At 65.0% G+C, this 26,952-nt stretch carries 29 protein-coding genes and 1 tRNA gene; 26 read left to right on the forward strand and 4 right to left on the reverse strand.

Translation table 11 applies throughout. The annotated features are described in order from the left end of the window. Positions 1–5: 5 nt before the first annotated feature. The 7 genes from LCM4577_RS03105 to LCM4577_RS03135 are packed head-to-tail and all read left to right on the forward strand — an operon-like array spanning position 6 to position 6,361. Positions 6–1,049 (forward strand): LacI family DNA-binding transcriptional regulator, encoded by a 1,044-nt coding sequence (locus LCM4577_RS03105; RefSeq protein WP_071069545.1) that lies wholly within the window; start codon positions 6–8, stop codon positions 1,047–1,049. Then, on the forward strand, positions 1,042–1,656 hold the full coding sequence (locus tag LCM4577_RS03110) for a hypothetical protein (RefSeq protein ID WP_071069546.1): 615 nt from the start codon (positions 1,042–1,044) through the stop codon (positions 1,654–1,656). The genes LCM4577_RS03105 and LCM4577_RS03110 overlap by 8 nt, the downstream gene beginning before the upstream one ends. After that, positions 1,628–2,503, forward strand: a complete 876-nt coding sequence (locus tag LCM4577_RS03115) for an N-acyl homoserine lactonase family protein (RefSeq protein ID WP_040988847.1) — start codon at positions 1,628–1,630, stop codon at positions 2,501–2,503. The genes LCM4577_RS03110 and LCM4577_RS03115 overlap by 29 nt, the downstream gene beginning before the upstream one ends. Then, positions 2,503–3,441, forward strand: coding sequence for a 3-hydroxyacyl-CoA dehydrogenase (locus LCM4577_RS03120; protein WP_071069548.1), 939 nt, complete (start codon positions 2,503–2,505; stop codon positions 3,439–3,441). The genes LCM4577_RS03115 and LCM4577_RS03120 overlap by 1 nt, the downstream gene beginning before the upstream one ends. 13 nt (positions 3,442–3,454) lie before the next feature. Then, positions 3,455–4,204 (forward strand): SDR family NAD(P)-dependent oxidoreductase, encoded by a 750-nt coding sequence (locus tag LCM4577_RS03125; RefSeq protein ID WP_082047155.1) that lies wholly within the window; start codon positions 3,455–3,457, stop codon positions 4,202–4,204. A gap of 40 nt (positions 4,205–4,244) precedes the next feature. Continuing rightward, positions 4,245–5,249, forward strand: a complete 1,005-nt coding sequence (gene pdxA, locus LCM4577_RS03130; protein WP_071069550.1) for a 4-hydroxythreonine-4-phosphate dehydrogenase PdxA — start codon at positions 4,245–4,247, stop codon at positions 5,247–5,249. Continuing rightward, entirely contained in the window at positions 5,246–6,361 is a 1,116-nt protein-coding gene (locus tag LCM4577_RS03135) for a four-carbon acid sugar kinase family protein (RefSeq protein WP_071069552.1), read from the forward strand. The genes pdxA and LCM4577_RS03135 overlap by 4 nt, the downstream gene beginning before the upstream one ends. Positions 6,362–6,539: 178 nt before the next feature. On the opposite strand, the gene LCM4577_RS03140 is transcribed toward LCM4577_RS03135, so the two are convergent. Next, complete coding sequence (locus tag LCM4577_RS03140; RefSeq protein WP_157900446.1) at positions 6,540–7,181, reverse strand: sulfotransferase; 642 nt, start codon at positions 7,179–7,181, stop codon at positions 6,540–6,542. A gap of 330 nt (positions 7,182–7,511) precedes the next feature. Between LCM4577_RS03140 and LCM4577_RS03145 the strand changes: the two genes are divergently transcribed. Both LCM4577_RS03145 and LCM4577_RS03150 read left to right on the forward strand, forming a co-directional pair. Beyond that, positions 7,512–7,607 (forward strand) — tRNA-OTHER (locus LCM4577_RS03145). A 153-nt stretch (positions 7,608–7,760) separates the two neighbouring features. Further along, positions 7,761–8,117, forward strand: a complete 357-nt coding sequence (locus LCM4577_RS03150; protein WP_244508199.1) for a hypothetical protein — start codon at positions 7,761–7,763, stop codon at positions 8,115–8,117. A 13-nt stretch (positions 8,118–8,130) separates the two neighbouring features. Here LCM4577_RS03150 and LCM4577_RS03155 read toward each other — a convergent pair whose 3' ends face one another. Continuing rightward, a complete protein-coding gene (locus LCM4577_RS03155) occupies positions 8,131–9,243 on the reverse strand; it encodes a lactonase family protein (protein WP_071069556.1) in 1,113 nt (370 codons plus the stop codon). 205 nt (positions 9,244–9,448) lie between these two features. Between LCM4577_RS03155 and LCM4577_RS03160 the strand changes: the two genes are divergently transcribed. Genes LCM4577_RS03160 through LCM4577_RS03195 form a run of 8 tightly spaced genes read left to right on the forward strand, consistent with a single transcriptional unit; the run spans position 9,449 to position 16,951 of the window. Beyond that, complete coding sequence (locus LCM4577_RS03160) at positions 9,449–10,000, forward strand: MaoC family dehydratase (RefSeq protein ID WP_071069558.1); 552 nt, start codon at positions 9,449–9,451, stop codon at positions 9,998–10,000. 3 nt (positions 10,001–10,003) lie between these two features. After that, a complete protein-coding gene (locus LCM4577_RS03165) occupies positions 10,004–11,164 on the forward strand; it encodes a CaiB/BaiF CoA-transferase family protein (RefSeq protein WP_071069561.1) in 1,161 nt (386 codons plus the stop codon). Between the two features lie 20 nt (positions 11,165–11,184). Then, positions 11,185–12,312: an extracellular solute-binding protein gene (locus tag LCM4577_RS03170; RefSeq protein ID WP_198540355.1), complete on the forward strand. Its 1,128-nt coding sequence runs from the start codon at positions 11,185–11,187 to the stop codon at positions 12,310–12,312. A gap of 25 nt (positions 12,313–12,337) precedes the next feature. Next, on the forward strand, positions 12,338–13,522 hold the full coding sequence (locus LCM4577_RS03175; protein WP_071069565.1) for a substrate-binding domain-containing protein: 1,185 nt from the start codon (positions 12,338–12,340) through the stop codon (positions 13,520–13,522). Between the two features lie 56 nt (positions 13,523–13,578). Continuing rightward, a complete protein-coding gene (locus tag LCM4577_RS03180) occupies positions 13,579–14,316 on the forward strand; it encodes an ATP-binding cassette domain-containing protein (protein ID WP_071069567.1) in 738 nt (245 codons plus the stop codon). Then, positions 14,309–15,046 carry an ATP-binding cassette domain-containing protein gene (locus LCM4577_RS03185; RefSeq protein WP_041001130.1) on the forward strand — a complete coding sequence of 246 codons (738 nt, stop codon included), beginning with the start codon at positions 14,309–14,311 and terminating at the stop codon, positions 15,044–15,046. The genes LCM4577_RS03180 and LCM4577_RS03185 overlap by 8 nt, the downstream gene beginning before the upstream one ends. Next, on the forward strand, positions 15,043–15,981 hold the full coding sequence (locus tag LCM4577_RS03190; protein ID WP_071036482.1) for an ABC transporter permease: 939 nt from the start codon (positions 15,043–15,045) through the stop codon (positions 15,979–15,981). The genes LCM4577_RS03185 and LCM4577_RS03190 overlap by 4 nt, the downstream gene beginning before the upstream one ends. A 4-nt stretch (positions 15,982–15,985) precedes the next feature. Next, a complete protein-coding gene (locus LCM4577_RS03195; protein WP_071036481.1) occupies positions 15,986–16,951 on the forward strand; it encodes an ABC transporter permease in 966 nt (321 codons plus the stop codon). Here the strand turns inward: LCM4577_RS03195 and LCM4577_RS03200 are convergent, their stop codons facing one another. Next, complete coding sequence (locus LCM4577_RS03200; RefSeq protein ID WP_071036480.1) at positions 16,952–17,791, reverse strand: amidohydrolase; 840 nt, start codon at positions 17,789–17,791, stop codon at positions 16,952–16,954. It abuts the gene before it with no gap. A 167-nt stretch (positions 17,792–17,958) separates the two neighbouring features. Next, entirely contained in the window at positions 17,959–18,747 is a 789-nt protein-coding gene (locus tag LCM4577_RS03205) for an IclR family transcriptional regulator (RefSeq protein ID WP_041007174.1), read from the reverse strand. Between the two features lie 165 nt (positions 18,748–18,912). On the opposite strand from LCM4577_RS03205, the gene LCM4577_RS03210 reads away from it, so the two are divergent. The 9 genes from LCM4577_RS03210 (at position 18,913) to LCM4577_RS03250 (ending at position 26,951) form a co-directional block, all read left to right on the forward strand. Further along, on the forward strand, positions 18,913–20,229 hold the full coding sequence (locus LCM4577_RS03210; RefSeq protein ID WP_071069569.1) for a sugar ABC transporter substrate-binding protein: 1,317 nt from the start codon (positions 18,913–18,915) through the stop codon (positions 20,227–20,229). 129 nt (positions 20,230–20,358) lie between these two features. Beyond that, positions 20,359–21,255, forward strand: a complete 897-nt coding sequence (locus tag LCM4577_RS03215; RefSeq protein ID WP_071069571.1) for a carbohydrate ABC transporter permease — start codon at positions 20,359–20,361, stop codon at positions 21,253–21,255. A 2-nt stretch (positions 21,256–21,257) separates the two neighbouring features. After that, complete coding sequence (locus tag LCM4577_RS03220) at positions 21,258–22,124, forward strand: carbohydrate ABC transporter permease (RefSeq protein WP_071069573.1); 867 nt, start codon at positions 21,258–21,260, stop codon at positions 22,122–22,124. Positions 22,125–22,129: 5 nt separating this feature from the next. Beyond that, entirely contained in the window at positions 22,130–23,227 is a 1,098-nt protein-coding gene (locus LCM4577_RS03225; protein WP_071036475.1) for an ABC transporter ATP-binding protein, read from the forward strand. A gap of 2 nt (positions 23,228–23,229) precedes the next feature. Then, positions 23,230–24,342: a mandelate racemase/muconate lactonizing enzyme family protein gene (locus tag LCM4577_RS03230; protein ID WP_071069575.1), complete on the forward strand. Its 1,113-nt coding sequence runs from the start codon at positions 23,230–23,232 to the stop codon at positions 24,340–24,342. A 10-nt stretch (positions 24,343–24,352) separates the two neighbouring features. Next, positions 24,353–24,682 carry an L-rhamnose mutarotase gene (locus tag LCM4577_RS03235; RefSeq protein WP_041007165.1) on the forward strand — a complete coding sequence of 110 codons (330 nt, stop codon included), beginning with the start codon at positions 24,353–24,355 and terminating at the stop codon, positions 24,680–24,682. Further along, positions 24,675–25,748, forward strand: a complete 1,074-nt coding sequence (locus LCM4577_RS03240; protein ID WP_071069577.1) for a Gfo/Idh/MocA family protein — start codon at positions 24,675–24,677, stop codon at positions 25,746–25,748. The genes LCM4577_RS03235 and LCM4577_RS03240 overlap by 8 nt, the downstream gene beginning before the upstream one ends. A gap of 8 nt (positions 25,749–25,756) precedes the next feature. After that, positions 25,757–26,203 carry a MaoC/PaaZ C-terminal domain-containing protein gene (locus tag LCM4577_RS03245; RefSeq protein WP_071069579.1) on the forward strand — a complete coding sequence of 149 codons (447 nt, stop codon included), beginning with the start codon at positions 25,757–25,759 and terminating at the stop codon, positions 26,201–26,203. A gap of 16 nt (positions 26,204–26,219) precedes the next feature. After that, the gene (locus LCM4577_RS03250) at positions 26,220–26,951 is read left to right on the forward strand and encodes an SDR family oxidoreductase (protein ID WP_040988801.1); all 732 of its coding nucleotides are present in this window, start codon (positions 26,220–26,222) and stop codon (positions 26,949–26,951) included. The last annotated feature ends 1 nt before the right edge of the window (position 26,952 follow it).

A 26,952-nucleotide genomic window follows, 5' to 3' on the forward strand; every position in this document is an offset into this window, starting at 1 on the left:
TTTTCATGTCGATCGTCGYCCGCAACAAGAACAGCAAGCCCCGCGTGACCRTAAAGGATCTGGCGCGCGATCTGGGCATGTCTGTTTCGACCGTCTCCAGGGCTTTTCACGCCGATGCCGTGATCGCCAAGGACACGCGGGACGTGGTGCTGAACCGCGCCCGGGAGATCGGCTATTCGCCGAATCCTTTCGCGCGCAGTCTCATCACCAAGAAGACGCGCATCGTCGGCGTGGTCGTGGCCGACATCACCAACCCGTTCTATCCGGAAGTGCTGACCCGGCTCACCACCGAGCTGCGCGCCATCGACATGAACGTGATGCTGGTCGCGGCCGACCAGTCGGGCGAGGTCGACCAGGCGCTGCGCCTTCTCCTCAATTACCAGCCCGACCTCGCCATCATCCTCGCGGCGACCTTGTCCTCGGAAGCCGCGCAGGAATGCCGCAAGGCCGGCACGCCGGTGATCTTCTTCAACCGGCTGTCGGCCGACGACCACGCCTTCGGCATCTCCTGCGACAACATCCTCGGTGGCCGCAGCATTGCCGATTATCTGGTCGACACCGGCCACCGGCGCCTGGCCTATATCGCCGCGCTGGCGGATGCCTCGACCAATGTCGCCCGTCACCGCGGCTTCAGCGAGCGCGCGGTCGAACGGGGCCTTGCCGCGCCCGTGGTCATCGAGGCGGGGCAGTTCAGCTACCACGCCGGCTACGAGGCTGCCCGCAAGCTGCGCGACCTCAAGGAGATGCCCGACGGCGTGTTCTGCGCCAACGATATTCTCGCCATCGGCTTTCTCGACGGCGTGCGGCGAGAGCTCGGCCTCGGCGTGCCGGACGACATCTCGATCGTCGGCTTCGACGACATCGAGATGGCTCACTGGCCCTCGCATGGGCTGACGACGGTCCAGCAGCCCATCGAAAAGATGCTGGAGGCGACGGTCTCGCTGGCCAAGGAGCTTGGCACGAATGCCGGCAAGGAGCCGGTCGTGCAGATGATTCCGCCGGGCTCCGTGATCGAGCGCGCGACGACGCGCCGGAGGCATCATGGCTGAGATGTCGGGGAAACTGTTCTTCGAGCGCGCGGTCACCGTCCACCGCTACGATTGCGAGGTGATTGCGTCGCCGCCGTCGGACGTCGAAGGCGGGGAAACCAGGCAGGCCGTCGAGAACGATCCTGCAGCCGACGAGGTCGTCGTCCGCTACGTGGTCGCCTGCCGCCCCGTCTATGACGGCTTGCGCCGGCTGATCGGACAGGTCGCCGGCCTGCTGGTCCTGGCCGAGGCCGGCGGCCGCCGCGACGTGCTCGACCTGCCGGATATCCCGGCGGCACGCGAACGCTGGGCCGAGGTCGAGCAGCGGCTTCGCGCCTTGCAGGCGCCGAGCGGCCTGGAGGGTCATCTCGACCGCCTTGCGACCGCGCATGCGACGCTCGGCGAAGTGCTCGAGGATTTCGGTCTGGCCCGGCTGCAGCGCGACTGGCAGCAGCATCTCGACCGGGCGGGAGACAGGATCAAGCACGCCTATGCCTGGCTGCAGGCGGCGTCGGAACCACGCGCCGGCATGACGCCGGTCGACTTCAATCACGCCTGCTGCAGTTGTGCGCAGCGCTGGCGACATCAGGGAGGAAACGATGGGCCAATATTCGATCTGGGTGCTTGAGTACAGCTACGTCACCAACTACCACAAGAGTGGCGTGCTCTACGGCGCCCACAACCAGGGCTACGTCAAGCTTCCCTATTGTTATGCGCTGATCAAGGGCAACGGCCACGTCGCCATGGTCGATGTCGGCTACAACAACAAGGATTACGGCAAGCATCTCGGCGACAAGTTCGGTGTCGAGAACTGGCATTCGCCCGAGACCGTCCTCGGCGAGATCGGCCTGGCGCCGAAGGACGTCGACACGGTCTTCATCACGCACGCCCATTTCGACCATTTCGGCAATGTCGAGGACTTCCCCAAGGCAACCTTCTACATCCAGGAGAAGGAGATCGCGAAATGGGTCTGGGCGATGTCGTTGCCGGACCGCATGCGCTGGATGAACGTCGCCGTCGATCCGGGCGATATCGTGCGCGGCGTCGACCTTGCCCGGCAGAAGCGGCTGGTGACGCTCGATGGCGCCAAGCAGGACGTGCTGCCGAATGTCGATCTCAATCCCGCCTTCGACAGCCACACCTATGGTTCGATGTGGGTCACCGTGCGCAACGGCAAGGAAGACACCTGGGTGCTGGCGGGCGATCTGGTCTATGTCTTCGACAATATCGAGGGCTCGGGAGCCGCCGTCGATATCGAGACGCTCTATGTGCCGGTTGGGCTTGCGGTCGGCAGCCAGACCAATCTCGTGCTGGCGACCGAGGAGATGATGAAGCAGGTGAATTACGAGGCGCGCCGCGTCATTCCCATCCACGAAGAACGGCTGAAGGACCGCTTCCCGTCGCGCATCACCAAGGATGGCCTGCGCATCACTGAAATCTGCCTCGCGGACGGCGAGAAATCGCGGGTGCAGTAATGGATGTAATCCGCAAGGTCGCCATCGTCGGGGCGGGGCTTGTCGGCCGCGGCTGGGCGATCGTCTTCGCCCGGGCGGGGCACGACGTGGCCATCTACGATGGCAGCGCCGATATCCGCGCGGCGGTGATCGAAAGCATCCGCGCCAGTCTCGCCGACATGCGGGAAGCCGGGCTGGTCGACGCCATCGATCTGGTCCTGCGGCGGTTGCGCRTGGTCGACACGCTGGAGGCTGCGGTCGCCGGCGCCGACTATATCCAGGAGTCGGTGCTCGAACGGCGCGATGTCAAGCAGGCCGTCTGCCTCGAAATCGACCGGGCGATGCGGCCGGACGCGGTCGTGGGCAGCTCGAGCTCGGGCATTCCGGCCTCGGCTTTCACGGAGGGATGCGTCAACCGGGCCCGCTTCCTCGTCGCGCATCCCGTCAACCCTCCGCATCTGATCCCGCTGGTCGAACTTGTTCCGGCGCCATGGACCGACGCCGGCATCGTGCCGTGGCTGCGGGCGCAAATGGAGCAGGTGGGCCAGGCCGCCATCGTCGTGCGCAAGGAGGTCGACGGCTTTGTCCTCAACCGGCTCCAGGGGGCGTTGCTCAACGAGGCCTGGGCCTTGCTGGAGGAGGGCGTCGCAAGCGCCGCCGACATCGACCTGACCGTGTCGCACGGGCTCGGCTACCGCTGGTCCTTCATGGGTCCGTTCGAGACGATCGACCTCAACGCGCCGGGCGGGATCGCGGATTACGCGCGGCGCCTGGGGCCGCTCTACCATGCGATCGCGCTGGCAAGGCGCGACCCGGCTCCGTGGTCCGAAGCGCTTATCGCCAAGGCCGAAGCCGAGCGCCGCGCGAAGCTGCCGGCATCCGACTTGAGCGAGCGCAGCGCCTGGCGCGACCGCAATCTCATGGCGCTGGTCGCCCACAAGCGACGCACCGGCGTCTGACACGGAGACCGTCATGGCGGCAATGCTGCAAGACAAGGTTGCCCTGGTGACCGGAGCGACCGGCGGAATCGGGGCGCAGATCGTGTCCAGGCTCGCGCAGGAAGGTGCCTCGGTCGTCGTCGGCTACAACAGCTCGCGCCAGGCGGCCGAAGCGCTGGTCTCGACGCTGGCGCCCGGCGATCACATGGTCGCCGAGGCGGCCGTCACCGACAGCGGCTGCCTTGCGCGGCTGGCCGGCCAGATCGGGCAAAGGTTCGGCCGGCTGGACATCCTGGTCAATTGCGCCGGCATAACCCGCTTCGTGCCGCATCCGGACCTCGATAGCCTGGATGACGCTTTGATCGACCGCATCCTCAGCGTCAACGTACGCGGCGTCATCGCTGCGACGCGGGCGATGCGGCCGCTGCTCGACCGCACYGGCAACGGCATTGTCGTCAACATCTCGTCGATCGCGGGCGTCACCGCCATGGGCAGCAATATCGCCTATTGCGCGTCCAAGGCCGCGGTCGACAATTTGACCAAGTCGCTGGCGCGCGCGCTCGCGCCGAAAATCAGGGTCGTCTCCGTTTCACCAGGCGTCGTCGACACCGATTTCATCAAGGGCCGCGACGAATCCTGGCGCGATGAACAGGCGAGCCGGACGCCGCTCGGGCGATTGGGCACGCCCGACGACGTCGCCGAGGCGGTTCTGGCGGCCGCGGCGCAGCTTCGCTTTGCGACGGGCGTTATCATTCCGGTCGACGGCGGGCGGCCTTTGGCGTGATTGTGTCTTCAACGCCCGTACGGCCCCTGGAGAGAACCGAATGACCGCAACCATTGCCATCACCGTCGGCGATCCGGCGGGCGTCGGACCCGAGATCGCGCTCAAGGCCGGTCGGCATTTCGCGCCGCAACTCGAGACCGGCGCCTTTCGGCTGCGCCTCATCGGGTCGCTGGCGGCGTTGGGCGAAGTGGCCCGGTCGCTCGACTTGCCGTTGCCCGCCGTCGCGCAAGCGGACGAGCCGCTCGGCGTCTGGCCGATCGAGGGCTCCGCCGTCGCGATCGGCCAGGTGTCGGCGGAAGGCGGCAGCCAGGCCTACAAGGCCGTCGCCGAGGGCGTGCGCCGCACGATGGCGGGCGAGGCGTCGGCCATCGTCACCGCGCCGCTCAATAAGGAATCGCTGCACCTGGCCGGTCATCGGTTCCCGGGCCATACCGAGCTGCTGGCGGCGCTGACCGGGGCGCGTGACAGCGCGATGATGCTCGCGCACGGGTCCTTCCGCGTCAGCCATGTCACCACGCATATCGCGCTCGAAGATGTGCCGAAGCGGGCGACGGAGCCGCGTATGCGCCGGGTGCTCGACCTGACGATCGAAGCCTTGAAGCATCTGGGGATCGCCGCCCCCCGCGTCGCGATCGCGGCGCTCAATCCGCATGCCGGCGAAGGCGGCATTTTCGGCACCCACGATATCCGCGTCACGGAGCCGATCGTCGCCRACTACCGGGCGCGCGGCCATGATGTTCATGGTCCCGTCCCGGGTGACACCGTTTTCGTGAAGATGCGCGGCGGCGCCTATGACGCGGTCGTGGCCATGTATCACGACCAGGGTCATATTCCGGTGAAGCTGCTCGGCTTCCAGATCGACCCGCAAACGGGGAAATGGCTCGGCCTGAGCGGGGTCAACATCACGCTCGGCCTGCCGATCGTGCGGACCTCCGTCGATCACGGCACCGCCTTCGACATAGCCGGCCGCGGCATCGCCCGCGAAAGCAGCCTCATCGAGGCGATCGACTACGCCTTGTCGCTGACCGCGGAGAAGGCGGCGTGAAGCTTGGCCCGATCGGGCGCGGCGTCGGCCAGGATGTCCTGATCGTCGCGGACGACATCACCGGCGCGCTCGACGCGGCCGGCTATTTCGCCACGCCCGAAAATCCGATCCAAGTCTGGTTCGATCCGCCGCCCGCCATTTCCGGCGGCAATGCGATCGACCTMGATACACGCGATCTCGACGAGGCGGCGGCTTCTGGGCGTGTCRCCGATATTTTCGCCGGCCGCGAACGAGGCGTGCTGTCGTTCAAGAAGATCGACAGCGTCATGCGCGGCCACCCGATCGCGGAGGCCGCCGCCGCCTTTCGCGCCGGACGGTTCAGCCGGGCCCTTCTTGCTCCCGCATTTCCGGCAATGGGCAGGGTAACGGTCGACGGGCGGCAGCTTGTGCTCTCGCCGGACCGCAAGGCGCAGCAGGTCGGGCCGGCCCTGGTCGATGCATTGTCGCGCCAAGGCATCCCGGCCGCGATGCTGGGCAAAGGCGCTGCGCCGGGCGGATTTGTTGTCGCCGATGCTTCCAGCGACGCCGAGCTTGCGGATGCTGTCGCTGCGTTCGGGACGGGCGACGACGATCTCTATATCGGCACCGGCGGACTGGCCTCGGTGCTCGCTGGGCGGACTCCTCCCGGTTTGCGGCCGCCGGCGCTCGATCTGGCGATTTGCGGTACCAACCATCCGGCGACGCTGAGCCAGATCTCGGCGGCTCCCAGATTGCGGACGTTGGTGATGGACGGCGGCAGTGCCATGCAGATCGAACCGCCGGTCGTGCTGGTCRCCCCCTCCAATGTGGTCTCGGTTCCGGAGGCACGCGCCATGATCGAGCGTTCACTCGAACGGCTGGTGGCCGCCACGCCGCGCCCGCGGGCCGTGCTGGTGACGGGCGGATGGACCTTGCGGCTGCTGGTCCGCATTTGCGCTGCCTCCCATCTTCTCTGCGAGGGGCTCCACGAGCCAGGCGTTGCGATGAGCCGGATGGTCGCGGGCGCATGGGACGGAACCGCGATCATCTCGAAATCCGGCGGGTTTGGCGGCGATACGATTCTTGCTCGACTGTTCTTTCCGGAGCAGGAGGCAACAATCCACCAAAACAATTGGGGGCGTGGACAGGAATGACGCTTCCTGTCCACAGTCGCCGCCTACTGGAGGCAAGCTGTTGGCGATCGTCGCTGTTTGTCGATCCGGCACAGCGCTTCGAATGACCCGCTGATTCGTCAGGCCCGGTCGGTCTGATTGGTTTCTGCGGGTCGTGAGCGACGGCGCCCCGCTTCTCCCGGCYGGCGGTTCCACGTTTCTAATGGCCGTAGCCGAAGAAAGTCATCAACTCGCGGGCCTCGCCTGTGGCGAACCGCTCTTCCATCCCCTGAGGAAGGTTGGTTCGCCAGATGCCCCTGTAATCGGTGATCGGCTGGTTAACTTGCGACCATCGCCGCAAGGAATGTTCCGTTCTCACAGATCGCTGGCGACCCCAGATCACCGGCTTTTCGTGATAGTCCAACATCTCTGGGCGGAACGTCACGCCGATGAAGTCGCACACGGACCGAAGGGAGTCCGGTGGGTTTGAGATGAAGTCCTCGTATCGCCAAACGAGGCTGTCGCCGCGCTCGATGCAGCTTTTGGACGCTGCAGTGTCCCGCACCCACCTTGCAAAAGACTTTTCCGGGTCGTCATATCGCTTGTTGAGCGATGCCACCACGTCCCGCCCGTCGCGTGTCGAGATGATAAACCGCGCGCCCGGCATGGTTCGCCGAATCTCCTCGGTGTAATTTACATGGCCAGGGCTCTTCTCAACCCAGATGTTGCGTCCGGACGCGGCGACCTTTGCAAGAGTGATGACCACCCTATGCCATTTCGGCCATCCGTTTTCCCAAGCGAAGGCGCCTGTTTCATAGGGCAGGCTGAATATATCTGGATGCGTTGCCAGTATGCGGGCCAAGAGGCTCGACCCGGTATGGCCACATCCACAGATGAATACGGATGTTCCTGGCTTCGGCATTAGCCGAACGATAGCCCGCATGCAAATTCCCCCCAATGAATCTTAAAACGCTTTTTGCAATCGATGTAAATGGCTTTGCTTTCCCAGAAGTGGCCAGGATGACAGGAGCGAAACCGGAGGTGACCYCACGTCCGCTCGGCAAGCACCGGCGAGGTTCATTGGCGCCGATGAATGGGTGCCGCCGTTGCAGCAACTGGGCCCGGCCGCGGACGAAAATCGAAGCCCGCTGACTCTACGTCAATATCTGGAAAACGGCCCATCCGGTCTTGTGGGGTCGAAGGCGCGCTTGGTAGTCTCCATCGTCTTGCAAGAAGGCTCCTGTGAATGACATTCGATAAGTCGTCGGTTCGATTCCGATTGGCCCCAAACAGTCTCTGGCTCACGCTTGGCGTCGCGTTATTAGCGCTTGTTGCTTGCCAATCGACTCCGGACACGCAGCCTGTTGCTAACTCGCAACCTGTTGCCGACCCGCAACCTGCTCCGGCCGCTGCTCCCGCCCCGGCCTCGCCGAATTCGGCGGTGCTGGATCAGACGGTCGCTGTCGTCCCGCCCGGCAAGGGCGTTCCGGCCAGATACGCCRCATTCTCCGGCATATGGGCCGGACAGCTCAACGGCATGTATGACGGCAAGCTCGCGGTGCTGACCGTGTCCTCGGGCGGGCAGGTGACGGCGAGCTACGCATGGGGCGACCTTGCCGACAACAAGCCGGGCGTCGCCGACGGCTCCGGCAGGATTTCCGGCAATACGTTGAAGCTCGGGCGCCTGCCGAACGGCGCGGACATCACCGCCACGATGCCGTCGCCGGGAACGCTCAACCTCACCTACGCGCTTGCCGGCCAGACCTATACCGGCTCGTTCGCCCGGGTCAGCCAGTGAGCAACGCGAGCTGCTAGGATTGGAGCGGGTCCCGCGTGATCCGCACGCACATCGGCGTCCCGATCTCGATGGCGTGGCCGGTATCGGCCAGCCGGCCGCTCTGCTCGTCGCGGGCGAAGATCGAGATGCGGTCGGCATTCTGGTTGGCTGAAAACAGATGCTTGCCGGACGGTGTCAGCGCCAGGTTGCGCGGCGTCGCGCCGCCGCAGGGCGTGAAATCGACCGTTTGGAGCTTTCCCGATTGCTGGTCGACGGCGAAGATGGCGACGCTGTCATGGCCTCTGTTGGAGCCGTAGAGGAAGCGGCCGTCGGGCGAGATCTGGATGTCGGCGCAGTGATTGTGCGCGCGCGCCTCGCCGGGAATCGCCGGCTTGGTGTCGATGAGCTCCAGCCGACCCGAGGATTGATCGAGCGCCAGCGACACCACCGTCGAGTCCAGCTCGTTCATGACGAAGACGAAGCGGCCGTTCGGATGCAGCGCGACGTGACGCGGCCCGGCGCCGGGCGTGAGCGCCGAGGAGGCGAGCTTCACCAGCGCGCCGTCGGTCTCGATGCGGTAGGAGACCAACTGGTCGATGCCGAGATCGGCAACGATGGCGACGCCGCCCTGGATGGTCTCGGTGACGCTGTGCGCATGCGACCGCTCCTGCCGCTCGGCGTTGGGGCCGGTGCCGGAATGCGCCACGCTCGCCAGCGGCGCGGTCAGTCCGCCATCGGCCGCAAAACCGAACACTGAGACCGCCTTGTCGGGCCCGCCGCTGCCCATGCCGTAATTCGCCACCAGCAGCTTGCTGCCGTCGCGGGTGATCGCGTTGTGCGCGGTGATGCTGCCGAGCGAGGGCTGCTTGTTGATATAGGCAAGCGAATTGGTGGCGCGCTCGAGGCGATAGGCCGTGACCGTTCCCTCGCGCCAGGCGAAGACTTCCGAATTGGCATAGATGCGGGAGCCATCCGGCGTCACCGACAGGAAGGTCGGATTGTCGACCTCATTGGTCTCGGCCAGCTTCTGCACGGCGAGCGTCGCCTCGTCGAAGGCATAGACGCCGAGGCCGACGCCGCGCGCGCCCTGGAAATAGGGCGCCTCGCGGTTGAGGCTGCCGACAAAGACAAGACAGGCGCTTTGCATCGATCTTCCTCCCACCTCCGGCGGCTCTTCCGCCTCTGCCGGCTTTCCAAAAATTTCGCCGATCATCGCTTGCAAGGCAATCCCATATGTGAAAATATTATTCACAAAAGAAAATTGACGGGAGGAAAGCGATTATGCGTCTCGCCATCCGGCATCGTGCCCGGAACCGCCTTGCAGGCCGCGACGGAAGCTCCCGGAGAGGATCATGAGCGCGTTCTCGCCGACCGTCGGTGTCGCCTCGACGCATCCTGCCGACATGCCTGAGGCGCATGCGGAGATCCCTGTCTGGAATTCGGAGAACTGGTTCTACGAGGATTGGCAGCCCGGCCACAAAATCCGTTCGCTCCGCCGCACCATCTCCGAGGGCGAAAGCCATATGTTCAATACGCTGGTGCTGGATATCCATCCTTACGTGCAGGACCAGATGTTCGCCGAGAGGGAAGGCATCTTCGGCCGGCGGCTGGTGGCCGGCGCCTTCGTGTTTTCGGCTGGGCTCGGCCTCGTCGCCACCAACTGCCTCAACGCCTTTTCCTATGGCTACGACAAGCTTCGCTTCATCAAGCCGGTCTTCATCGGGGACACCATCTATTCGATCCGCACCAACCTCGACAAAAAGCCGCGCTACCAGGATATGGGCCTGATCCGCGCCAGCTATGAAGTCTTCAAGGGTGAAGGAGAGCTCGTGCTCTACTGCGAGCATCTGCAGACGGTGAAATACAAGAACCCGGCCGATTTCGTCGGCAAGACAGAGAAGTGAACCGTGGCCGCTGACAAAGAACTTCCGCTGACCGGCCTCGTCGTCGTCGACATGAGCCAGTTCCTGTCGGGCCCCTACTGCTCGCTGCGCCTGCTCGACCTCGGCGCGCGCGTCATCAAGATCGAGCGGCCTGACGGCGGGGACCTCTCGCGCCGGCTCTATCTCAGCGACACTGAGATCGGCGGCGATTCAACCATTTTCCACGCCATCAACCGCGGCAAGGAGAGCCTCGCCGTCGACCTCAAGAACGACGCCGATCTCGCCATGCTGCGCGCGCTGATCGCCAAGGCCGACGTGCTCGTCCAGAACTTCAGGCCGGGCGTTATCGAGCGGCTCGGCCTCGACTACGAGCATGTCAGCACGATCAATCCGCGGCTGGTCTACGCCTCGATCAGCGGCTATGGCGAGGACGGCCCCTGGGTGAAGCGCCCTGGGCAGGACCTGCTCGCCCAGGCGCGTTCCGGCGTCATGTGGCTGAACGGCGACGAGGAGCAGGGGCCGGTGCCGTTCGGCCTGGCCATCGCCGACATGCTGGCAGGCGCGGCCTGCGCGCAGGGTATCCTCGCCAAGCTGGTCCGGCGCGGCATCACCGGTCAGGGCGGCCATGTCGAAACCAGCCTGCTCGAGGCGCTGGTCGATTTCCAGTTCGAGGTGCTGACCACGCATCTCAATGACGGCCGCCGCCTGCCCAAGCGCTCGTCCTTCCGCAGCGCGCATGCCTATCTCTCGGCGCCTTACGGCGTCTATCCGACCAAGGACGGCTATCTGGCGATCGCCATGACGCCGATCCCAAAGATTGCCGATCTGCTCGAACTGCCCGAGCTCGATCCGTTCCGCGACAAGCCCGCGACCTGGTTCACCGCCCGCGACGAGATCAAGGCGATCATCGCCAGGCGCATCGCCGAGAAGACCATCGACGAATGGCTGGCCGTGCTCGAGCCCGCCGACGTCTGGTGCGCCAAGGTGCTGACATGGCCGGAGCTGATGGAGAGCGACGGCTTCAAGACGCTCGACATGCTGCAGACCGTGACGCGCGAGGACAATGTCTCGATCCTCACCACACGTTCGCCGCTGCGCGTCGACGGCGCGCGCGCCAAGGTGGATCACGCTGCCCCGCGCATCGGCGAGCACAGTGAGAAGATCCGCGAGGAGTTCGGCCTGTGAGCGGCGTTTCCTTGAAAGGCATGACCTGGAGCCATCCGCGCGGCTACGACCCGATGGTGGCGTGCTCGGCGCTTTGGCAGGAAAAGACCGGCGTCTCGATCGAATGGGAAAAGCGCTCGCTGCAGGATTTCGAGTCCTTCCCGGTGGAGGAGCTCGCCCGCGCCTATGATCTGATCGTCATCGACCACCCGCATGTCGGCCAGATCACCGCCGAGAAATGCCTGACGCCGCTCGATGTCCCCGGACGCGAGGCGGAGCGCGAGGCGCTGGCCAGGGGAAGCGTCGGCAAATCCTATCCGAGCTACACATGGCAGGAGCGGCAATGGGCTTTCCCGATCGATGCCGCGACCCAGGTTCAAGCCTGGCGGCCTGATCTGATCGAGGCAGCGCCCACGATCTGGACCGAAGTGCTGGCGCTTGCCGAGCGGGGCCGGGTGCTCTTGCCGCTCAGGTCGCCGCATTCGCTGATGTGCTTCTACACCCTTGCCGCCGATCTCGGCCGGCCCTGCACGGTCGACGGTTCTGCCGACCTTGTCGATGGCGAGACCGGCGAAACCGCTTTCGAGATGCTGCGGGAGATCGCGGCGCTCGTCGATCCCGCATGCGTGACGATGGATCCGATCGCCGTGTTCGAGAAAATGGCCGAGCCCGGTTCGCGCATCGCCTGCGCGCCGCTGATCTACGGCTATGTTCCCTATGCGGTGGCGGGCTTCCGGCCGCACCGCCTCGCCTTCGCCGACATGCCGGTCGCCGGCGGCAACGGCCCGCTCGGCTCGGCGCTCGGCGGCACCGGCATTGCCGTCTCCGCCTTTTCCGCCGCGCGCGAGGCGGCAATCGACTTCGCCTACTGGATCGCCAGCGGCGACGTGCAGCGCGGGCCTTACGCTGCCGCCGGCGGCCAGCCCGGCCATGCCGCGGCCTGGGAGGATGACGCCGTCAACGCCGCGACCGGAGACTTCTATCGCGCCACGCGGGCGACGCTCGAAGGCGCCTGGGTCCGACCGCGCCATGACGGCTACATGGCGTTCCAGCAGCAGGCCTCCGATCGGATCAATGAAGGTCTTACCGGTCGGCAGGACGCCGGCCAAGTCGTCGCCGACATCAATCGCCTGTTCAGGGAAAGTTTCGCGCCGGCCGCCGCCGGCTAGTTCCAGTGCACCAAGGGAGGAAAAAATGACCAGCCTGATACGCGGYCTGCTCGCCGCAACCGCCTTAGTCTCGATCCCGTTCGCCGCCCATGCCGCCGACGTGAAGTCGGTGATCGACGGGCTGCCGGATGTGCTGAAGGCGCAATATGACGGCGCGCCGCAGAAGGTGCTGCCCTCGGCCTGGGACAATTTCACCCCGCCGCCGAAGCCGTGGAAGTGGTGCCATTCGGAAAGCTACCAGGGCAATCCGTGGCGCGTGTCGGTCACCAAGGAACTGAAGCGGCTGGTCGACGGCCTCATCGCCGACGGCACGGTGTCGAGCTTCGAAGTGTCGGATTCGAACAACGACCCGAGCCAACAGATCAATCAGATCCGCGCCTTCATCTACAAGAAATGCTCGATCATCACCTCGATCCCGGGCTCGGCGACGGCGCTCGACGACGCCGTGGATGCCGCGGCCAAGGCGGGCATCCCCTTCATCACGGCGGCCGGCTCCGTCACCAGCCCCAATGCCATCAATGTCGATTCCAACTATGCCCGCTGGGGCTATGACATGATGACGGCGATCGGCAAGGCAAAGCCCGATGCCAGCGTGCTGGTCGTCGAAGGCATCGCCGGACATCCGATCGTGGTCCAGGAAAAGCAGGGCGCCGACAAGGCGCTCGCTGAGAACAACGGCCTCAAGGTCGCGCGCACCGTCAACGGCAACTGGACGGCCAACGTCACCAAGACGGTGGTGCTGCAGGCGATCGCCACCAATCCGGCGCCGATCGACGCGGTGTGGACGACAGGCAGCGAAAGCCGCGTCGTGGCCGAGGCCTTCGCCGAAGCCGGCCGCCCGGCGCCGCTGATCACCGGCTCGATCACCGGCGATGCGCTCGGCTACTGGAAGGCCAATCCCGACAAGTACCGCTTCGAGGGCCATGCCGTGCTGCCGGGCTGGACGGCRCAGACGCTGTTTCGCGTCGGCGAGCGCATGCTCGACGGCCAGAAGCCGAAGCTCAACACGCTGCTGATTCCGATCCCGCCGGTGCATGCCGCCGAGCTCGACAAATGGTACAAGGACTGCATGACGCCGGACGCCGTTTCGGTCTTTCCGGTGCCGCCGACGGACCCGATGCCGGAGGACGTGCTCGACGCCTATTTCGCCAATCCCGCGCCGACCAAGGGCTGGGATTATTCCAAGGTGCCGGACGCCTGCGCCAAGTGATGTCACGCGAAGCCGGTTATTCTTGAAGCGCCGGCTTCTCCGATCCGGGAAGAAAAATGCTTGAGGTCCAAGGCGTTTCCAAACGCTATGGCGAAACCGTCGCGCTGGCGGAGGCGTCGATCGCCTTCCGTCCCGGCACGATCCATACGATCCTGGGCGAAAACGGCTCGGGCAAGAGCACGCTGGTGAAGCTGTTGTCCGGAATCGTGCAGTCGGATGACGGCGCGATCCTGCTCGACGGCAGGCCGTTTTCCGGCGCGCAGCCCGCCGCTTTCCAGGCGGCCGGCTTCGCCACCGTTTTCCAGGAGGTGCTGGTCGCGCCCGATCGTTCGGTGGTCGACAACATCCTGCTTGGCCTCGACGGCCTGTGGCGACGAGGTGTGCCGCGCGGCGAGCGGCGCGCCCGGGCGCAAGCCGCGCTTAGCCGCTTCGCGGTGACGCCGATCGATCTCGACCGGCCATGCGGCGAGCTGCCGCTTGCCGCAAGGCAGCTTGTCGTGCTCGCCCGCGCGGTCATCCGCAACCCGCGTGTCCTGATCCTCGACGAGGTGACGGCGGCGCTCGACTTCGCCGATCGCGAATCGGTCTTCGCGCTGATGCGCGCAATGGCTGGCGCTGGCACGCTGATCCTGTTCATCACGCACCGCATGGATGAGGTGATGGCTTTGTCCGATCGCATTTCCATCCTGCGCGCCGGCCGCGTGGTGAAGACCGAGGAGCGCGGCGCCTCGACGCCGGCCGAGCTTCTGGCGGCGATGGCGCCGCAAACGGCCGCGGAGTTGGCGCATGGCTGAGGCAAATTCTCTTCATGTGCGTGAGCTTGTCATCGCTCCCGGCGTCGATCCGATCAGCCAGACCATCGCGCCGGGCGAGATCGTCGGTCTTGCCGGTCTCGACGGCCACGGCCAGGAACGTTTCCTGCGCGCGCTGGCCGGGCTCGAGCGGCCGGTTGCCGGCGAGATCGCCGTCGCCGGCAAGGCAGGATCGATCACCAGCTTCCGCAAGGCCGTTGCCGGCGGCATCGCCTATCTGCCGCGCGACCGCCGCTCGACCGGCATTTTCCCGACACAGTCGGTGCTCGACAATTTCGCCATCTCCACCGTGTCGAATGACCGCCGCTTCGGCCTTCTCTCCTTCGCGGCACGGCGCCGGCGCTACGAGGCTTACCGGCAAAAACTCAGCATCGTCGCGCCGCGCCCCGACGCAGCCATAACCACGCTGTCCGGCGGCAACCAGCAGAAGGTGCTGCTCGCCCGGGCCCTCGCGCTGGAACCGAATTTCCTTCTGCTCAACGATCCGACGCGCGGCGTCGACGTGGCGACACGACATGTTCTCTACGACGTCTTCCGCGGCCTCGCCGCCGAGGGCATGGCGCTGGTGATCCTGTCCAGCGAGATCGAGGAGATATTGCTTCTCTGCCACCGCGTGCTGGTGTTCCGCGAGCAGCGCGTGTCGGCCGAGTTCTCGGGCGCGGAAATGACCACCGACACGGTGATCGCCGCCATGTTCGGACGCGCCGCATGAGCCCGGTCCTTCGCAAATTGCGCGGCGTCAGCTTTGCCGTCGTGATGCTCGTTGTGCTGCTCGTGCTCAACGTCGCGCTCAATCCGGCGCGCTTCCAGCCGTCGTCCTGGGGCACGCTGCTCGGGCTGGCCGCACCGCTGATCGGCGCGGCCGTCGCCTCGGCGCCGGTCATCCTTGCGGGGCGCGGCGGCATCGACATCTCCGTCGGCCCGCTGATGGGTTTCGTCAACGCTCTCATCCAGCTTCTGTTCCTCAACCTCGGCATCACGTCGCCGTGGATCATCGTTCCGGCAGCGCTGCTGGTAGGGGCGGCGGTCGGCGCCGCGAACGGCGTGCTTGCCACCATCGTCCGCATCCAGCCGATCGTGGCGACGCTCGGCACCTACCTGATCCTGACCGGCATCACGCTCACCATCCTGCCGGCGCCGATCGGCCCAGCGCCGGACTGGCTGAAGGCCATGGCGGGGCCGCTCTCGATCGTGCCGCTGGCGCTGATCGGCCTATGCTGGCTGCTCATACGCCGGACACCCTATCACGACCTGCTGATGGCCGTCGGCAGCGACGACCGCGCCGCCTACACGGCCGGCGTGCCGGTGACCAAGGTGCGGCTCATCGCCTATGTCCTGACCGGGATCTTCGCCGCCGCCGCCGGGCTGATGCTCACTTCACTGATCGGCTCGGCCGACCCCAATATCGGCCCGACCTATACACTGATCGCGATTGCCGCGGTGGCCCTCGGCGGCGTCAGCCTCGCCGGCGGGCGCGGCGGGCTTGGCGGCGCCGCGATCGGCGCCATCGACATCTTTCTGCTGCAGAGCCTGCTCACCACCTTCAACGTCTCAACCTATGTGCTGCAGATCGCCTATGGCCTGATCCTCGTTATCGCCGTGGTGCTGACGGCGGTGCAGGAGCGGCTGTCGAGGCGGAAAGGCTGACGGGATGACAAGCAACTGGTTCCAGTCCACCAACGCCCGCATCGCCGGCGCCTTCCTGATGGCGCTGCTTTTGCAGATCGTCGGCACGCTGCTCATCCCCGGCTATTCGGCGCCCTTCGCCATCCGCGCGCTGCTGGTCATCGCCTCGCTGCTGGCGGTGGCTTCGATCGGCCAGACGCTGGTCGTCATCATCGGCGGCATCGATCTTTCCATCCCCTTCGTCATCGGCTTCGCCAATGTCGTGGCGGCGCAGCTTTACGGCCAAGGCTGGAACTTCGCCCTGGTCTGCGGTCTCGTCGGCATCCTTGCCATCGTGATCGGCGTGCTCAACGGGCTGATCTCGCGCGGGCTCAACATCCATCCGCTGATCGTCACGCTCGGCATCGGCATGGTCGTCCAGGGCGCCGTGCTGTTGTGGACGGGCGGTTTTCCGTCAGGCTCGGCGCCGGAAGCCGTGTCCAGCTTCGTCTCGATCGGCGGATCGGTCGGTCCCTTGCCCGTGCCCTTGCTGGTGCCATGCCTCGTGGTGCTGACGGCGCTGATCGTGCTGCTGCTCGCCCGCACGCCCTACGGGCGCCGCCTCTATGCGGTCGGCAGCAACCCGGAGGCAGCACCTCTGGCGCTGATCGATCCGCTGCGCATGTGGATCGTCACCTATGCGGCGAGCGCGTTCTTCGCGGCGGTTGCCGGCGTGCTTTTGCTCGGCTTCACCGGCTCGGCCTATGGCGATGTCGGCCAGCCCTATCTCTTCCAGACGATCGCTGCCGTCGTGGTGGGCGGCGCGGCGCTTGTCGGCGGCCGCGGCAGCTATCTCGGCACCATCGCCGGCGTCCTGGTGCTCACCGAAATCAACACGCTGCTGATCGGCCTCGGCTTCCGCCCGTCGACGGTGCAGGCCGCGCTCGGCCTTGTCATCCTGCTGCTCGTCTCACTCTACGGTCGCGAGCGCCACGTCCGCACGACGATTTAACTACCCTAACCGCCATAGCCGGCGCGCATTGCCCGAAAACAGGCGCGCCCGTTCCGACTCGCTCGCGCCGGCCAGCAGCGCATGCGTCGCGGCAATCCACGTCGTCAGCCCGCCGCCCAGCGTACAGACCGGCCAGTCGCTGCCCCAGATCACCCGGTCCCAGCCGAACGAACTTATCGTGTGCTCGACATAGGGCCTGAGCGTCTCGACCGTCCAAGTCGCCGGGTCGGCATAGGCGACGACGCCAGAGATCTTGCCGACGACATTCGGACGCTTGGCGATGGCTTCCATATGCTCGCGCCACGGATGCTCGGCATTGCCCTTGATGTCGGGCACGCCGCAATGATCGAGGACGAACTGGACGTCGGGCGCGAGATCGGCAAGCGCCATCGCCTTCGGGATCTGATGCGGCAATACCACCAGGTCGAAGGTAAGGCCGGTGCCGGCCAGCCGTTTGATGTTCTGGCGAAACAGCGCCCCTTCCGAGACATCGTCGGGCACGACATGCAGCACGCGGCGGAAACCCTTGACGAACGGCTCGGCCTTGACCGTTTCCAGATAGGCCTCGAAACCGGCCTCCTCCGGCCGGCAGGCGGCGATCGCTCCACGAAGCAGGCTACCTGGACGACCGGCGACCGACTTCACATAGGCAGTCTCGGCGGCGATGTCGGCAGGATCGACATCGACCTCCATATGCAGGACGCCTTCGACACCTGAGCGCCGCGCGTCGGCGGCGTATTCCTCATAGGGGAAATTGCGGTTCAACGCCGGCGCGCCGGCCAGCCATGGATAGCGAAGCGCGCTCTGGTCGACCAGATGCAGATGCGTGTCGATGATCATGGCGGCGTCTCCTCCGTGGCCCTGAAGAATGATCCCGAAAGTTGCAGACTTTTTGGACAGGATCATGCTGCAAAAAGCAAAACCTTAGAGCGGGATGACCGGCTGCTTTGGGTTCATCCTGCTCTAAGCCACTATCTCGCCGAAAAATCCATTATTCAAATAAGAAATTACGACGATTGCGGCACGTCGGATCCGGCAAGCTGCGACAGCCTTGCGGCGGCGCCCTGCAGATGCCGAATCGTCAGCGTGATGTCCGGCGCCTTGGGGGCGTTGACCAGCGTGATGTAGGGGATGGTCAGCGCCGCGATGGCCCTGCCGTCGGGTCCGAGCACCGGCGTCGAGAGATTGTAGACGCCGGCGGTCTGCAACGATGCCATCATCTCGTAGCCGCGGTCGCGCACTTGGTCGAGGCGGGCGAAGAACTCCGGCGTCAGCGCGAACTGTTCGTTGCTCTGCAGGTGCTCGGCGATCATCATCTTGCGCTCTTCCGGGGAGCGAAAGGCGAGCAGCACATGGCCGGAGCCGGTGTCGAACAGGCTGATATGCGAGCCGACGCGGATCGAGATGCCCCAGTAGCGCGGCGCTTCCTGCTGGGCGATGACCACGGCGGCGCCGCGGTCGAACACCACCAACTGGTTGGCCTGCCATGACGTCTCGGCCAGTTCCCGCATGATCGGCGTCGCGTAGGACACCAGCCGCCGCACTGGCGCGTGCAGTTGCGCGAGGCCGAAAAGCTTGAGCGTCAGCGAATAGCGGTCGCCGTCGATTTTGGTGACATAGCCACGCCGCACCAGGCGGTCGAGCATGCGGTAGAACTCGTTCGGGCTGCGGTCGAGCCGCTTGGCGATCTCCGCCTGCGTCAGCCCGCCGTCCACGCTCGACAGCAATTCGAGAATGTCCAGTCCCTTGTCCAGCGCCGGCGCGCGGTAGCGGTCCCCATCTTCTTCTTCGGCCACCAGCCCCTCCAGTGAATTTCGCTCTGCATATATGCATGAACTTCATTCGCCTGAAAGCATAATCGCCTTGACCCGGGAATGAAAATGCTATTTKCATATGAATGAAGCTTAAGCGATCGGTCGCGCAGTCGGCGCGCTGTCGCTGCGAGCCCATGGGAGGAGAACATGACGAGACTGGTTCTAGGCATTTCCGCCGGCCTGGCTGGCCTGTTGCTGAGCGGCACCGCTTTTTCGGCCGATCTGCCCGGCAAATTTCCGGGCGTGACGATCGACGTGAAGCTGATCGGCGGCCAGCAGTATGAAAAGCTCTACGAGCGCATCCCCGAATGGGAGAAGGCGACCGGCGCCAAGGTCAACATCCTGACCAAGAAGAACGGCTTCGACATCGACAAGGAACTGAAGTCCGACATCGCCTCGGGCAGCACCAACTGGTGCGTCGGCTGGAACCATTCGTCCTTCGCGCCGCAATATACGAGCCTGTACACCGACCTCAGCAAGCTGCTTCCAAAGGAAGAGATCGACGCTTTCGTGCCGTCGACCATCAAGGCCGCGACCATCGACGGCAAGCTGGAGATGCTGCCGCGCGCCCAGTTCGACGTCTCGGCGCTCTACTACCAGAAGAGCCTCTACGAGAACGCCGACAACAAGACCAAGTTCAAGGCCAAATACGGCTATGACCTCGCGCCGCCGGATACCTGGAAAGAGGTCACCGACCAGGCCGAGTTCTTCGCCAATCCGCCGAATTTCTACGGCACGCAGTTCGCCGGCAAGGAAGAGGCGATCAACGGCCGTTTCTATGAGATGGTGATCGCCGAGGGCGGCGAATACCTCGACAAGGACGGCAAGCCCGTCTTCAACTCCGAGGCCGGCATCCGCGCGCTCGACTGGTTCGYCAACCTCTACAAGGCCAAGGCCGTGCCGGCCGGCACCACCAACTATCTCTGGGACGATCTCGGCCAGGGCTTCGCCTCCGGCACCGTGGCGATCAACCTCGACTGRCCGGGCTGGGCCGGCTTCTTCAACGACCCGAAGTCGTCGAAGGTCGCCGGCAATGTCGGCGTCAAGGTCGCGCCCAAGGGGTCTGCCGGGGTGCGTACCGGCTGGTCGGGTTTCCACGGCTTCTCGGTGACCGAGAACTGCGCCAACAAGGAAGCCGCGGCCTCGCTCGTCTGGTGGCTGACCAATGAGGACAGCCAGAAGCTGGAAGCCGCCGCCGGCCCGCTGCCCACCCGCACCGCGGTCTGGGACTGGGACCTGAAGCAGGCCGAGAACGATCCTTACAAGAAGGAGGTCCTCGCCGCCTTCCAGGAGGAAGCCAAGCACGCCTTCGCCGTGCCGCAGACGCCTGAGTGGATCGAGATCTCGAACGCCGTCTACCCCGAGCTGCAGGCGGCGATCCTTGGCGACAAGACGTCCAAGCAGGCCCTGGACGAGGCCGCCGCCAAGGCGACGCAGATCCTCCAGGACGCCGGCAAGCTCTGACGATAGCTTTCAAGGCCGCCTCCCCCGTCGCGAAATGGGGGAGGCGACTTGCCGCTACCGGCCTTTCCGTTCCGGCCGGGCTTTGCCCATGGCGGAACGAAGTTTGATGCAAAACCTCACAGGATCCTGATGAAGGGCTTCAAGCCATCCGCGCCGTTCCTGCTGCTGCTCCCGGCCATCATCGTGCTGGCGGCGGTCGTGGTGCTGCCGTTGATCCTGTCGCTCTATTCCAGCTTCACGCCGTTTCGCCTGACGCGGCCTGAGACCTTCTTCGTCTTCGTCGGCTTCAGGAACTATCTCTCGATCCTGTCCAATGCGGATTTCTGGTGGGCCTTCGGCCGCACCGTCTTGCTGCTCACCATCGCGCTCAACCTCGAAATGCTGCTCGGCCTCGGCCTGGCCATGCTGGTCGAGAAGGCGACGCGCGGCCAGCGCATCCTGCGCACGCTGATGATGTTCCCGATGATGTTCTCGCCGATCCTGGTTGGCTTCCAGTTCAAATTCATGTTCAACGACAATATCGGCCTGGTGAACAACGCGCTGCAGTCGCTGGGCATCACGCAGGATGCCATCCCGTGGCTGATCGAAGGCCATCTCGCCTTCATCGCCATCTCGATCGCCGAGATCTGGTCGTCGACCTCGATCTTCGCCATCCTGATCCTGGCCGGACTGCTCGCCATGCCCAAGGAGCCGATCGAGGCGGCGCGCGTCGACGGCTGCACGCCCTGGCAGACCTTTCGCTATGTGACCTGGCCCTTCGTCATGCCCTTCGCCTACATCGCCATGACGATCCGCTCGCTCGACGTCGCGCGCGCCTATGACATCGTCAAGATCATGACCGATGGCGGGCCTGCCGGCCGCACCGAGCTGTTGTGGACGCTGGTGGGGCGCACCGCCTACAGCGACGCCCGCATGGGCCTCGCCAACGCCATGGCCTATTTCTCGATCCTGCTGTCCATCGCCTTCACCGTCTATTTCTACAACAAGCTCGCCGCGGCGCGCGCGCAGATCGGCGCGGAGTGGTGAGAATGGACGAGAACGCCTCCGCCCGCCTCACGCGCCGCGCGCTGACCGTCGCGCACCGCGTCGGCCTGTTCCTCGCCATGCTCGTCATCTGCCTGCCGGGTATCTGGATCGTGCTGTCGTCGCTCAGGCCCACGGTCGAGATCATGGCGAAGCCGCCGGTCTGGATTCCGCAGGAACTGTCTTTCGACGCTTACATCGCCATGTTCAGCGGCATCGGCAAAGGCGGCATTCCGGTGCTCGACTATTTCCGCAATTCGTTGATCATCTCGGTCACCTCGACGGTGATCGCGGTGGCGATCGGCATGGCCGGCGGCTACGCCTTCGCGCGCTACCGCTTTCGCGGCAAGTCGGGCATGTTCCTCGGCCTGATGCTGACGCGCACCRTGCCCGGCATCGCGCTGTCGCTGCCGCTGTTCTTCCTCTATGTGCGGCTGGGCATCATCGACACCCATATCGGCATGATCCTCGCCTATGTCGCGCTCAACGTGCCTTTCACCATCTGGCTGATCGACGGCTTCTTCCGCCAGGTGCCGAAGGACTTGGCTGAGGCCGCGCAGATCGACGGCTGCACGCGCTGGCAGGCCTTCTGGCAGGTCGAATTCCCGCTGGCGCGTCCCGGCATCGCCTCGGCGGCGATCTTCGCCTTCCTCACCTGCTGGAACGAGTTCGCGCTGGCTTCGCAACTGACTCGCTCCGTCAACTCCAAGACGCTGCCCGTCGGGCTGCTCGACTACACGGCCGAGTTCACCATCGACTGGCGCGGCATGTGCGCGCTGGCCGTGGTGATGATCATCCCGGCGCTGACCCTCACCTACATTGTCCAGAAACACCTCGTCGGCGGCCTGACCTCCGGCGCGGTGAAAGGTTGAACTGCATGGCAACGGTTTCGCTGAAAAAGCTCACCAAGCGCTACGGCAACATGGAGATCGTGCATGGCATCGATCTCGAGATCGCCGACCGCGAATTCATCGCGCTGGTCGGCCCGTCCGGCTGCGGCAAGTCGACGACGTTGCGCATGATCGCGGGGCTGGAGGATATCAGCGGCGGCAACATCGACATCGGCGGGCGCACGGTCAACGACCTGCCGCCACGCTCGCGCAACATCTCCATGGTGTTCCAGTCCTACGCGCTCTACCCGCATATGACGGTGCGCGAGAATCTCGGCTTCTCGCTCAAGATCGCGGGAGCGGCCAAGGACGACATGGATCGGCGGGTGGCGGAGGCTTCCACCATCCTTGGTCTCGACGAACTGCTCGAACGCCGCCCCTCGCAGCTTTCCGGCGGCCAGCGCCAGCGCGTCGCCATGGGCCGCGCCATCGTGCGCGATCCGGATGTGTTCCTGTTCGACGAGCCGCTCTCCAACCTCGATGCCAAGCTGCGCACGCAGATGCGCACCGAGATCAAGAAGCTGCACGCCAAGGTGAAGTCGACGGTCATCTACGTCACTCACGACCAGGTCGAGGCGATGACGCTCGCCGACCGCATCGTCATCATGCGCTCAGGCCATATCGAGCAGGTCGGCACGCCGGACGAGGTGTTCAGCCGTCCCGCCACCCGCTTCGTCGCCGGCTTCATCGGCTCGCCGCCGATGAACCTGCACGAGGCGACGGTCAGCGACGGCAAGCTGGTCTTCGGCGGCGGCGACAGCCTGCCGCTGCCCGGACAGTTCAAGTCGAAGACGGCTGCCGGCGACAAGGTCGTGTTCGGCATCCGCCCGGATGATTTCTATCCCACCGGCCATGGCTTGAGTTCCGGCGGCGAAACCGAGGTCCACCGGGTCGAGCTGCCGGTCAGCATCACCGAGCCGCTCGGCAACGAAACGCTGGTCTTCGCCGAGTTCAACGGCGCCGACTGGGTTTCGCGCATGCTCAATCCGAAACCGCTGAAAGCCGGCGACAGGATCGGCATGAGCTTCGACTTGAGCCGCGCGCATCTGTTTTCCGCCGAAACCGGCAAGTCGCTGAGGAGCTGAACATGGCGAAAATCGAGAAAATCGAACTGCGCATGGTCGACCTCGTGCCGAAGGTCAAGCGTACCGACGCCATCCAGAGCTTCGTCAGCCAGGAGACGCCGATCGTCACCATCACTGATTCCGACGGCGCGACCGGCACCGGCTACAGCTACACGATCGGCACCGGCGGTTCCTCGGTGATGCGGCTTCTCGCCGACCATCTCGCGCCGCGCCTGATCGGCCGCGACGCCGACCAGATCGAGGCGATCTGGCACGAGCTCGAATTCGCCACCCACGCCACCACGATCGGCGCTATGACCGCGATCGCGCTCGCCGCGATCGATACGGCGCTTTGGGATTTGCGGGCAAGAAAACAGAACCTGCCGCTCTGGAAGCTCGCCGGCGGCGCCAAGGACCGCTGTCCGCTCTATACGACAGAGGGCGGCTGGCTGCATATCGAGACGCAGGCACTGGTCGACGATGCGCTGGAAGCGAAGGCCAAGGGCTTTACCGGCTCGAAGGTCAAGATCGGCAAGCCGCATGGCTCGGAGGATTTTTCGCGGCTGTCGGCGGTGCGCAAGGCGCTCGGCGACGGCTATGAGATCATGACCGACTGCAACCAGGGCTTTTCCGTCGACGAAGCGATCCGCCGCGCCGAGCGGCTGCGCGAGCTCGATCTCGCCTGGATCGAGGAGCCGCTGCCGGCCGACGACATAGACGGCCATGTGCGGCTGTCGAATTCGACCGCGACGCCGATCGCGGTCGGCGAGTCGCTCTATTCGATCAGGCATTTCCGCGAGTACATGCAGAAGGGCGGCGCCAGCATCATCCAGGTCGATGTCGGCCGCATCGGCGGCATCACGCCATGGCTGAAAGTCGCGCATGCGGCGGAAGCCTTCGACATGCCGGTCTGCCCGCATTTCCTGATGGAGTTGCATGTCAGCCTGGTCTGCGCCATCCAGAACGRCAAATATGTCGAGTATATTCCGCAGCTCGACGAGTTGACGGGCGCCAAGATGCGCATCGAGAATGGCCATGCGCTGGCGCCCAGCGAGCCCGGCATCGGCATCGACTGGGACTGGGACGCGGTCAAGGCAAGAAGCATCGCCGAATTCACCACGGCGATCGTGAAATAGGGAGGCGGATATGCAGCGCATGGGAATGGTGCTCGGGCTGAAGCCCGAGAAGGTCGAGGAATATGTCCGCCTTCACGCCGCCGTCTGGCCGGACGTGCTGACCATGATCTCGGCCTGCAACATCAAGAACTATTCGATCTACCTAAAGCGGCCGGAGAACCTGCTGTTCTCCTATTTCGAGTATCACGGCAGCGACTACGCCGCCGACATGGCCAAGATGGCCGCCGATCCGAAGACGCAGGAATGGTGGTCTGTCTGCATGCCCTGCCAGGAGCCGCTGGAAACGCGCAAGCAAGGTGAGTGGTGGGCGACGATGGACGAGGTCTTCCATCATGACTGACGCCTTCGATCCGGCATCACTGGTACAGTCCTGGCCCAAGCCCTCGAAGCCGCGTCCGATCGTCACTTTCGGCGCCGGCTCGATCGTCGGCGACGCCCATTTTCCCGCCTACAAGAAGGCTGGATTTCCGGTTGCCGGCCTCTACGATCCGGACCAGGCCAAGGCGCAAAAACTTGCCGAGACATGGGGCGTCACGGCATTCCGTTCGGTCGAAGAGGCAGCGGCGGTGAAGGACGCAATCTTCGATCTCGCGACGCCGCCGGGCCGGCATGCCGARGTGCTGAAGGCGCTGCCCGATGGCGCGGTGGCGCTGATCCAGAAGCCGATGGGCAATTATCTCGGCGAGGCGACCGAGATCCTGGAAATCTGCCGCGCCAAGCAACTCAAGGCGGCGGTCAATTTCCAGCTCCGCTTCGCGCCGATGATGCTGGCGCTGAAGGATGYCATCGCCCGTGGATGGCTGGGCGAGGTCGTCGATTTCGACGCGCTTCTGGCGCTCGACACACCCTGGCAGCTTTGGGAATTCCTGCTCAAGGCGCCGCGCGTCGAGATCGCCATGCACTCGATCCACTATCTCGACCTGATCCGCCAGCTCCTCGGCAATCCGCTCGGCGTGCATGCCAAGACGCTCGGCCATCCCAACCACAAGGTCGCGCAGACCCGCACCAGCGCCATCCTCGACTATGGCGACACGGTGCGCTGTGGGCTGTCGATCAACCACGACCACAAATTCGGCCGCCGCTACCAGGCCTGCGAGTTCCGCATCTGCGGCACAGAGGGTGCTGCCTATGTCAAACTCGGCCTCAATCTCGACTATCCGCGCGGCGAGCCGGACATTCTGGAAATCCATCCGAAAGGCGGCTCGGAGTGGGTCACCGTTCCGCTCGCCGGCGAGTGGTTCCCCGATGCCTTCGTCGGCCGCATGGCCAACGTCCAGCGCTTCGCGTCCGGCGAGGACAGCGAGCTGATCAGCTCCGTCGAGGACGCCTGGCACACCATGGCTCTGGTGGAAGCCGCCTATAAATCGAGTGCCGCGCCTGCGACGCCGCTGGCCGCAAAGCCGTAAGGCAGGACATGGAACAGACCACCTATTTCGAGGATTACGAGATCGGCTCGTCGCGCCTCACCAGCGGCCGCACCATCACCGAGACCGACTTCGTCGTCMATGCCGGCCACACCGGTGATTTCTTTCCGCATCACATGGACGCCGAGTTCATGAAGACGACGCCCTTCGGCCAGCGCATCGCGCATGGCACGCTGGTCTTCTCGGTCGGCGTCGGGCTGACGGCGAGCGTCATCAACCCGGTCGCCTTCTCCTATGGCTATGACCGGCTGCGCTTCATCAAGCCGGTCTTCATCGGCGACACGATCCGCACGCGCACGACGATCGCCGTCAAGGAGGATGACCCGAAACGGCCCGGATCGGGTCGCGTCATCGAGCGCGTCGAAGTTCTAAATCAGCGCGACGAGGTCGTGTTGGCGGCGGATCACATCTACATCGTCGAGCGACGGCCCGGCTGAACACGGAGACAAGAACATGGCTGACATCACAGGCAAGGTCGTGGTCGTCACGGCGGCCGCGCAGGGCATCGGACGGGCAAGCGCGCTGGCTTTCGCCAAGGCGGGCGCCATCGTCCACGCCACCGACATCAACGAGACGGCCCTGGCCGAGCTCGCCAGGACGCCCGGCATCACGACGCGCAAGCTCGACGTGCTGAACGACGGGGCTGTGAAATCCGCCTTCGCCGAGATCGGCCAAGTCGACGTGCTGTTCAACTGCGCCGGCTTCGTCCATGCCGGCTCCATCCTGGAGATGAAGGACGAGGATCTCGACTTCGCCTTCAACCTCAATGTGCGCGCCATGATCCGCACCATCCGCGCCGTGCTGCCCGGCATGCTGGAGCGCGGCGACGGCTCGATCATCAACATGGCCTCCGTAGCCGGCGCGCCAAAAGGGGTGCCAAACCGTTTTGCTTACGGCGTGACCAAGGCCGCCGTCATCGGCCTGACCAAATCGATTGCCGCGGATTATGTCGCCAAGGGCATACGCTGCAACGCCATCTGCCCGGGCACGGTAGAGAGCCCCTCGCTTCAGGGCCGCATGCAGGCGCAGGGCGACTATGAGGCGGCCCGCGCCGCCTTCATCGCCCGCCAGCCGATGGGCAGGATCGGCACGCCGGAGGAAATCGCCGACCTTGCCGTCTATCTCGCCGGCGCCACCTACACGACCGGGCAGGCCTATAATATCGACGGCGGCTGGTCGATCTAAG

Origin of the sequence: Mesorhizobium sp. LCM 4577 (assembly GCF_001854795.2) — a bacterium.
Lineage (GTDB): Bacteria > Pseudomonadota > Alphaproteobacteria > Rhizobiales > Rhizobiaceae > Mesorhizobium > Mesorhizobium plurifarium.

What these genes read in the sequence shown, in the direction of transcription:
- LCM4577_RS03110 (WP_071069546.1), top strand. Translation starts at nt 1,042, where the DNA reads ATGGCTGAGATGTCGGGGAAACTGTTCTTCGAGCGCGCGGTCACCGTC.
- LCM4577_RS03115 (WP_040988847.1), top strand. Translation starts at nt 1,628, where the DNA reads ATGGGCCAATATTCGATCTGGGTGCTTGAGTACAGCTACGTCACCAAC.
- LCM4577_RS03155 (WP_071069556.1), bottom strand. Translation starts at nt 9,243, where the DNA reads ATGCAAAGCGCCTGTCTTGTCTTTGTCGGCAGCCTCAACCGCGAGGCG.
- LCM4577_RS03160 (WP_071069558.1), top strand. Translation starts at nt 9,449, where the DNA reads ATGAGCGCGTTCTCGCCGACCGTCGGTGTCGCCTCGACGCATCCTGCC.
- LCM4577_RS03170 (WP_198540355.1), top strand. Translation starts at nt 11,185, where the DNA reads ATGACCTGGAGCCATCCGCGCGGCTACGACCCGATGGTGGCGTGCTCG.
- LCM4577_RS03180 (WP_071069567.1), top strand. Translation starts at nt 13,579, where the DNA reads ATGCTTGAGGTCCAAGGCGTTTCCAAACGCTATGGCGAAACCGTCGCG.
- LCM4577_RS03185 (WP_041001130.1), top strand. Translation starts at nt 14,309, where the DNA reads ATGGCTGAGGCAAATTCTCTTCATGTGCGTGAGCTTGTCATCGCTCCC.
- LCM4577_RS03190 (WP_071036482.1), top strand. Translation starts at nt 15,043, where the DNA reads ATGAGCCCGGTCCTTCGCAAATTGCGCGGCGTCAGCTTTGCCGTCGTG.
- LCM4577_RS03195 (WP_071036481.1), top strand. Translation starts at nt 15,986, where the DNA reads ATGACAAGCAACTGGTTCCAGTCCACCAACGCCCGCATCGCCGGCGCC.
- LCM4577_RS03200 (WP_071036480.1), bottom strand. Translation starts at nt 17,791, where the DNA reads ATGATCATCGACACGCATCTGCATCTGGTCGACCAGAGCGCGCTTCGC.
- LCM4577_RS03215 (WP_071069571.1), top strand. Translation starts at nt 20,359, where the DNA reads ATGAAGGGCTTCAAGCCATCCGCGCCGTTCCTGCTGCTGCTCCCGGCC.
- LCM4577_RS03225 (WP_071036475.1), top strand. Translation starts at nt 22,130, where the DNA reads ATGGCAACGGTTTCGCTGAAAAAGCTCACCAAGCGCTACGGCAACATG.
- LCM4577_RS03235 (WP_041007165.1), top strand. Translation starts at nt 24,353, where the DNA reads ATGCAGCGCATGGGAATGGTGCTCGGGCTGAAGCCCGAGAAGGTCGAG.
- LCM4577_RS03250 (WP_040988801.1), top strand. Translation starts at nt 26,220, where the DNA reads ATGGCTGACATCACAGGCAAGGTCGTGGTCGTCACGGCGGCCGCGCAG.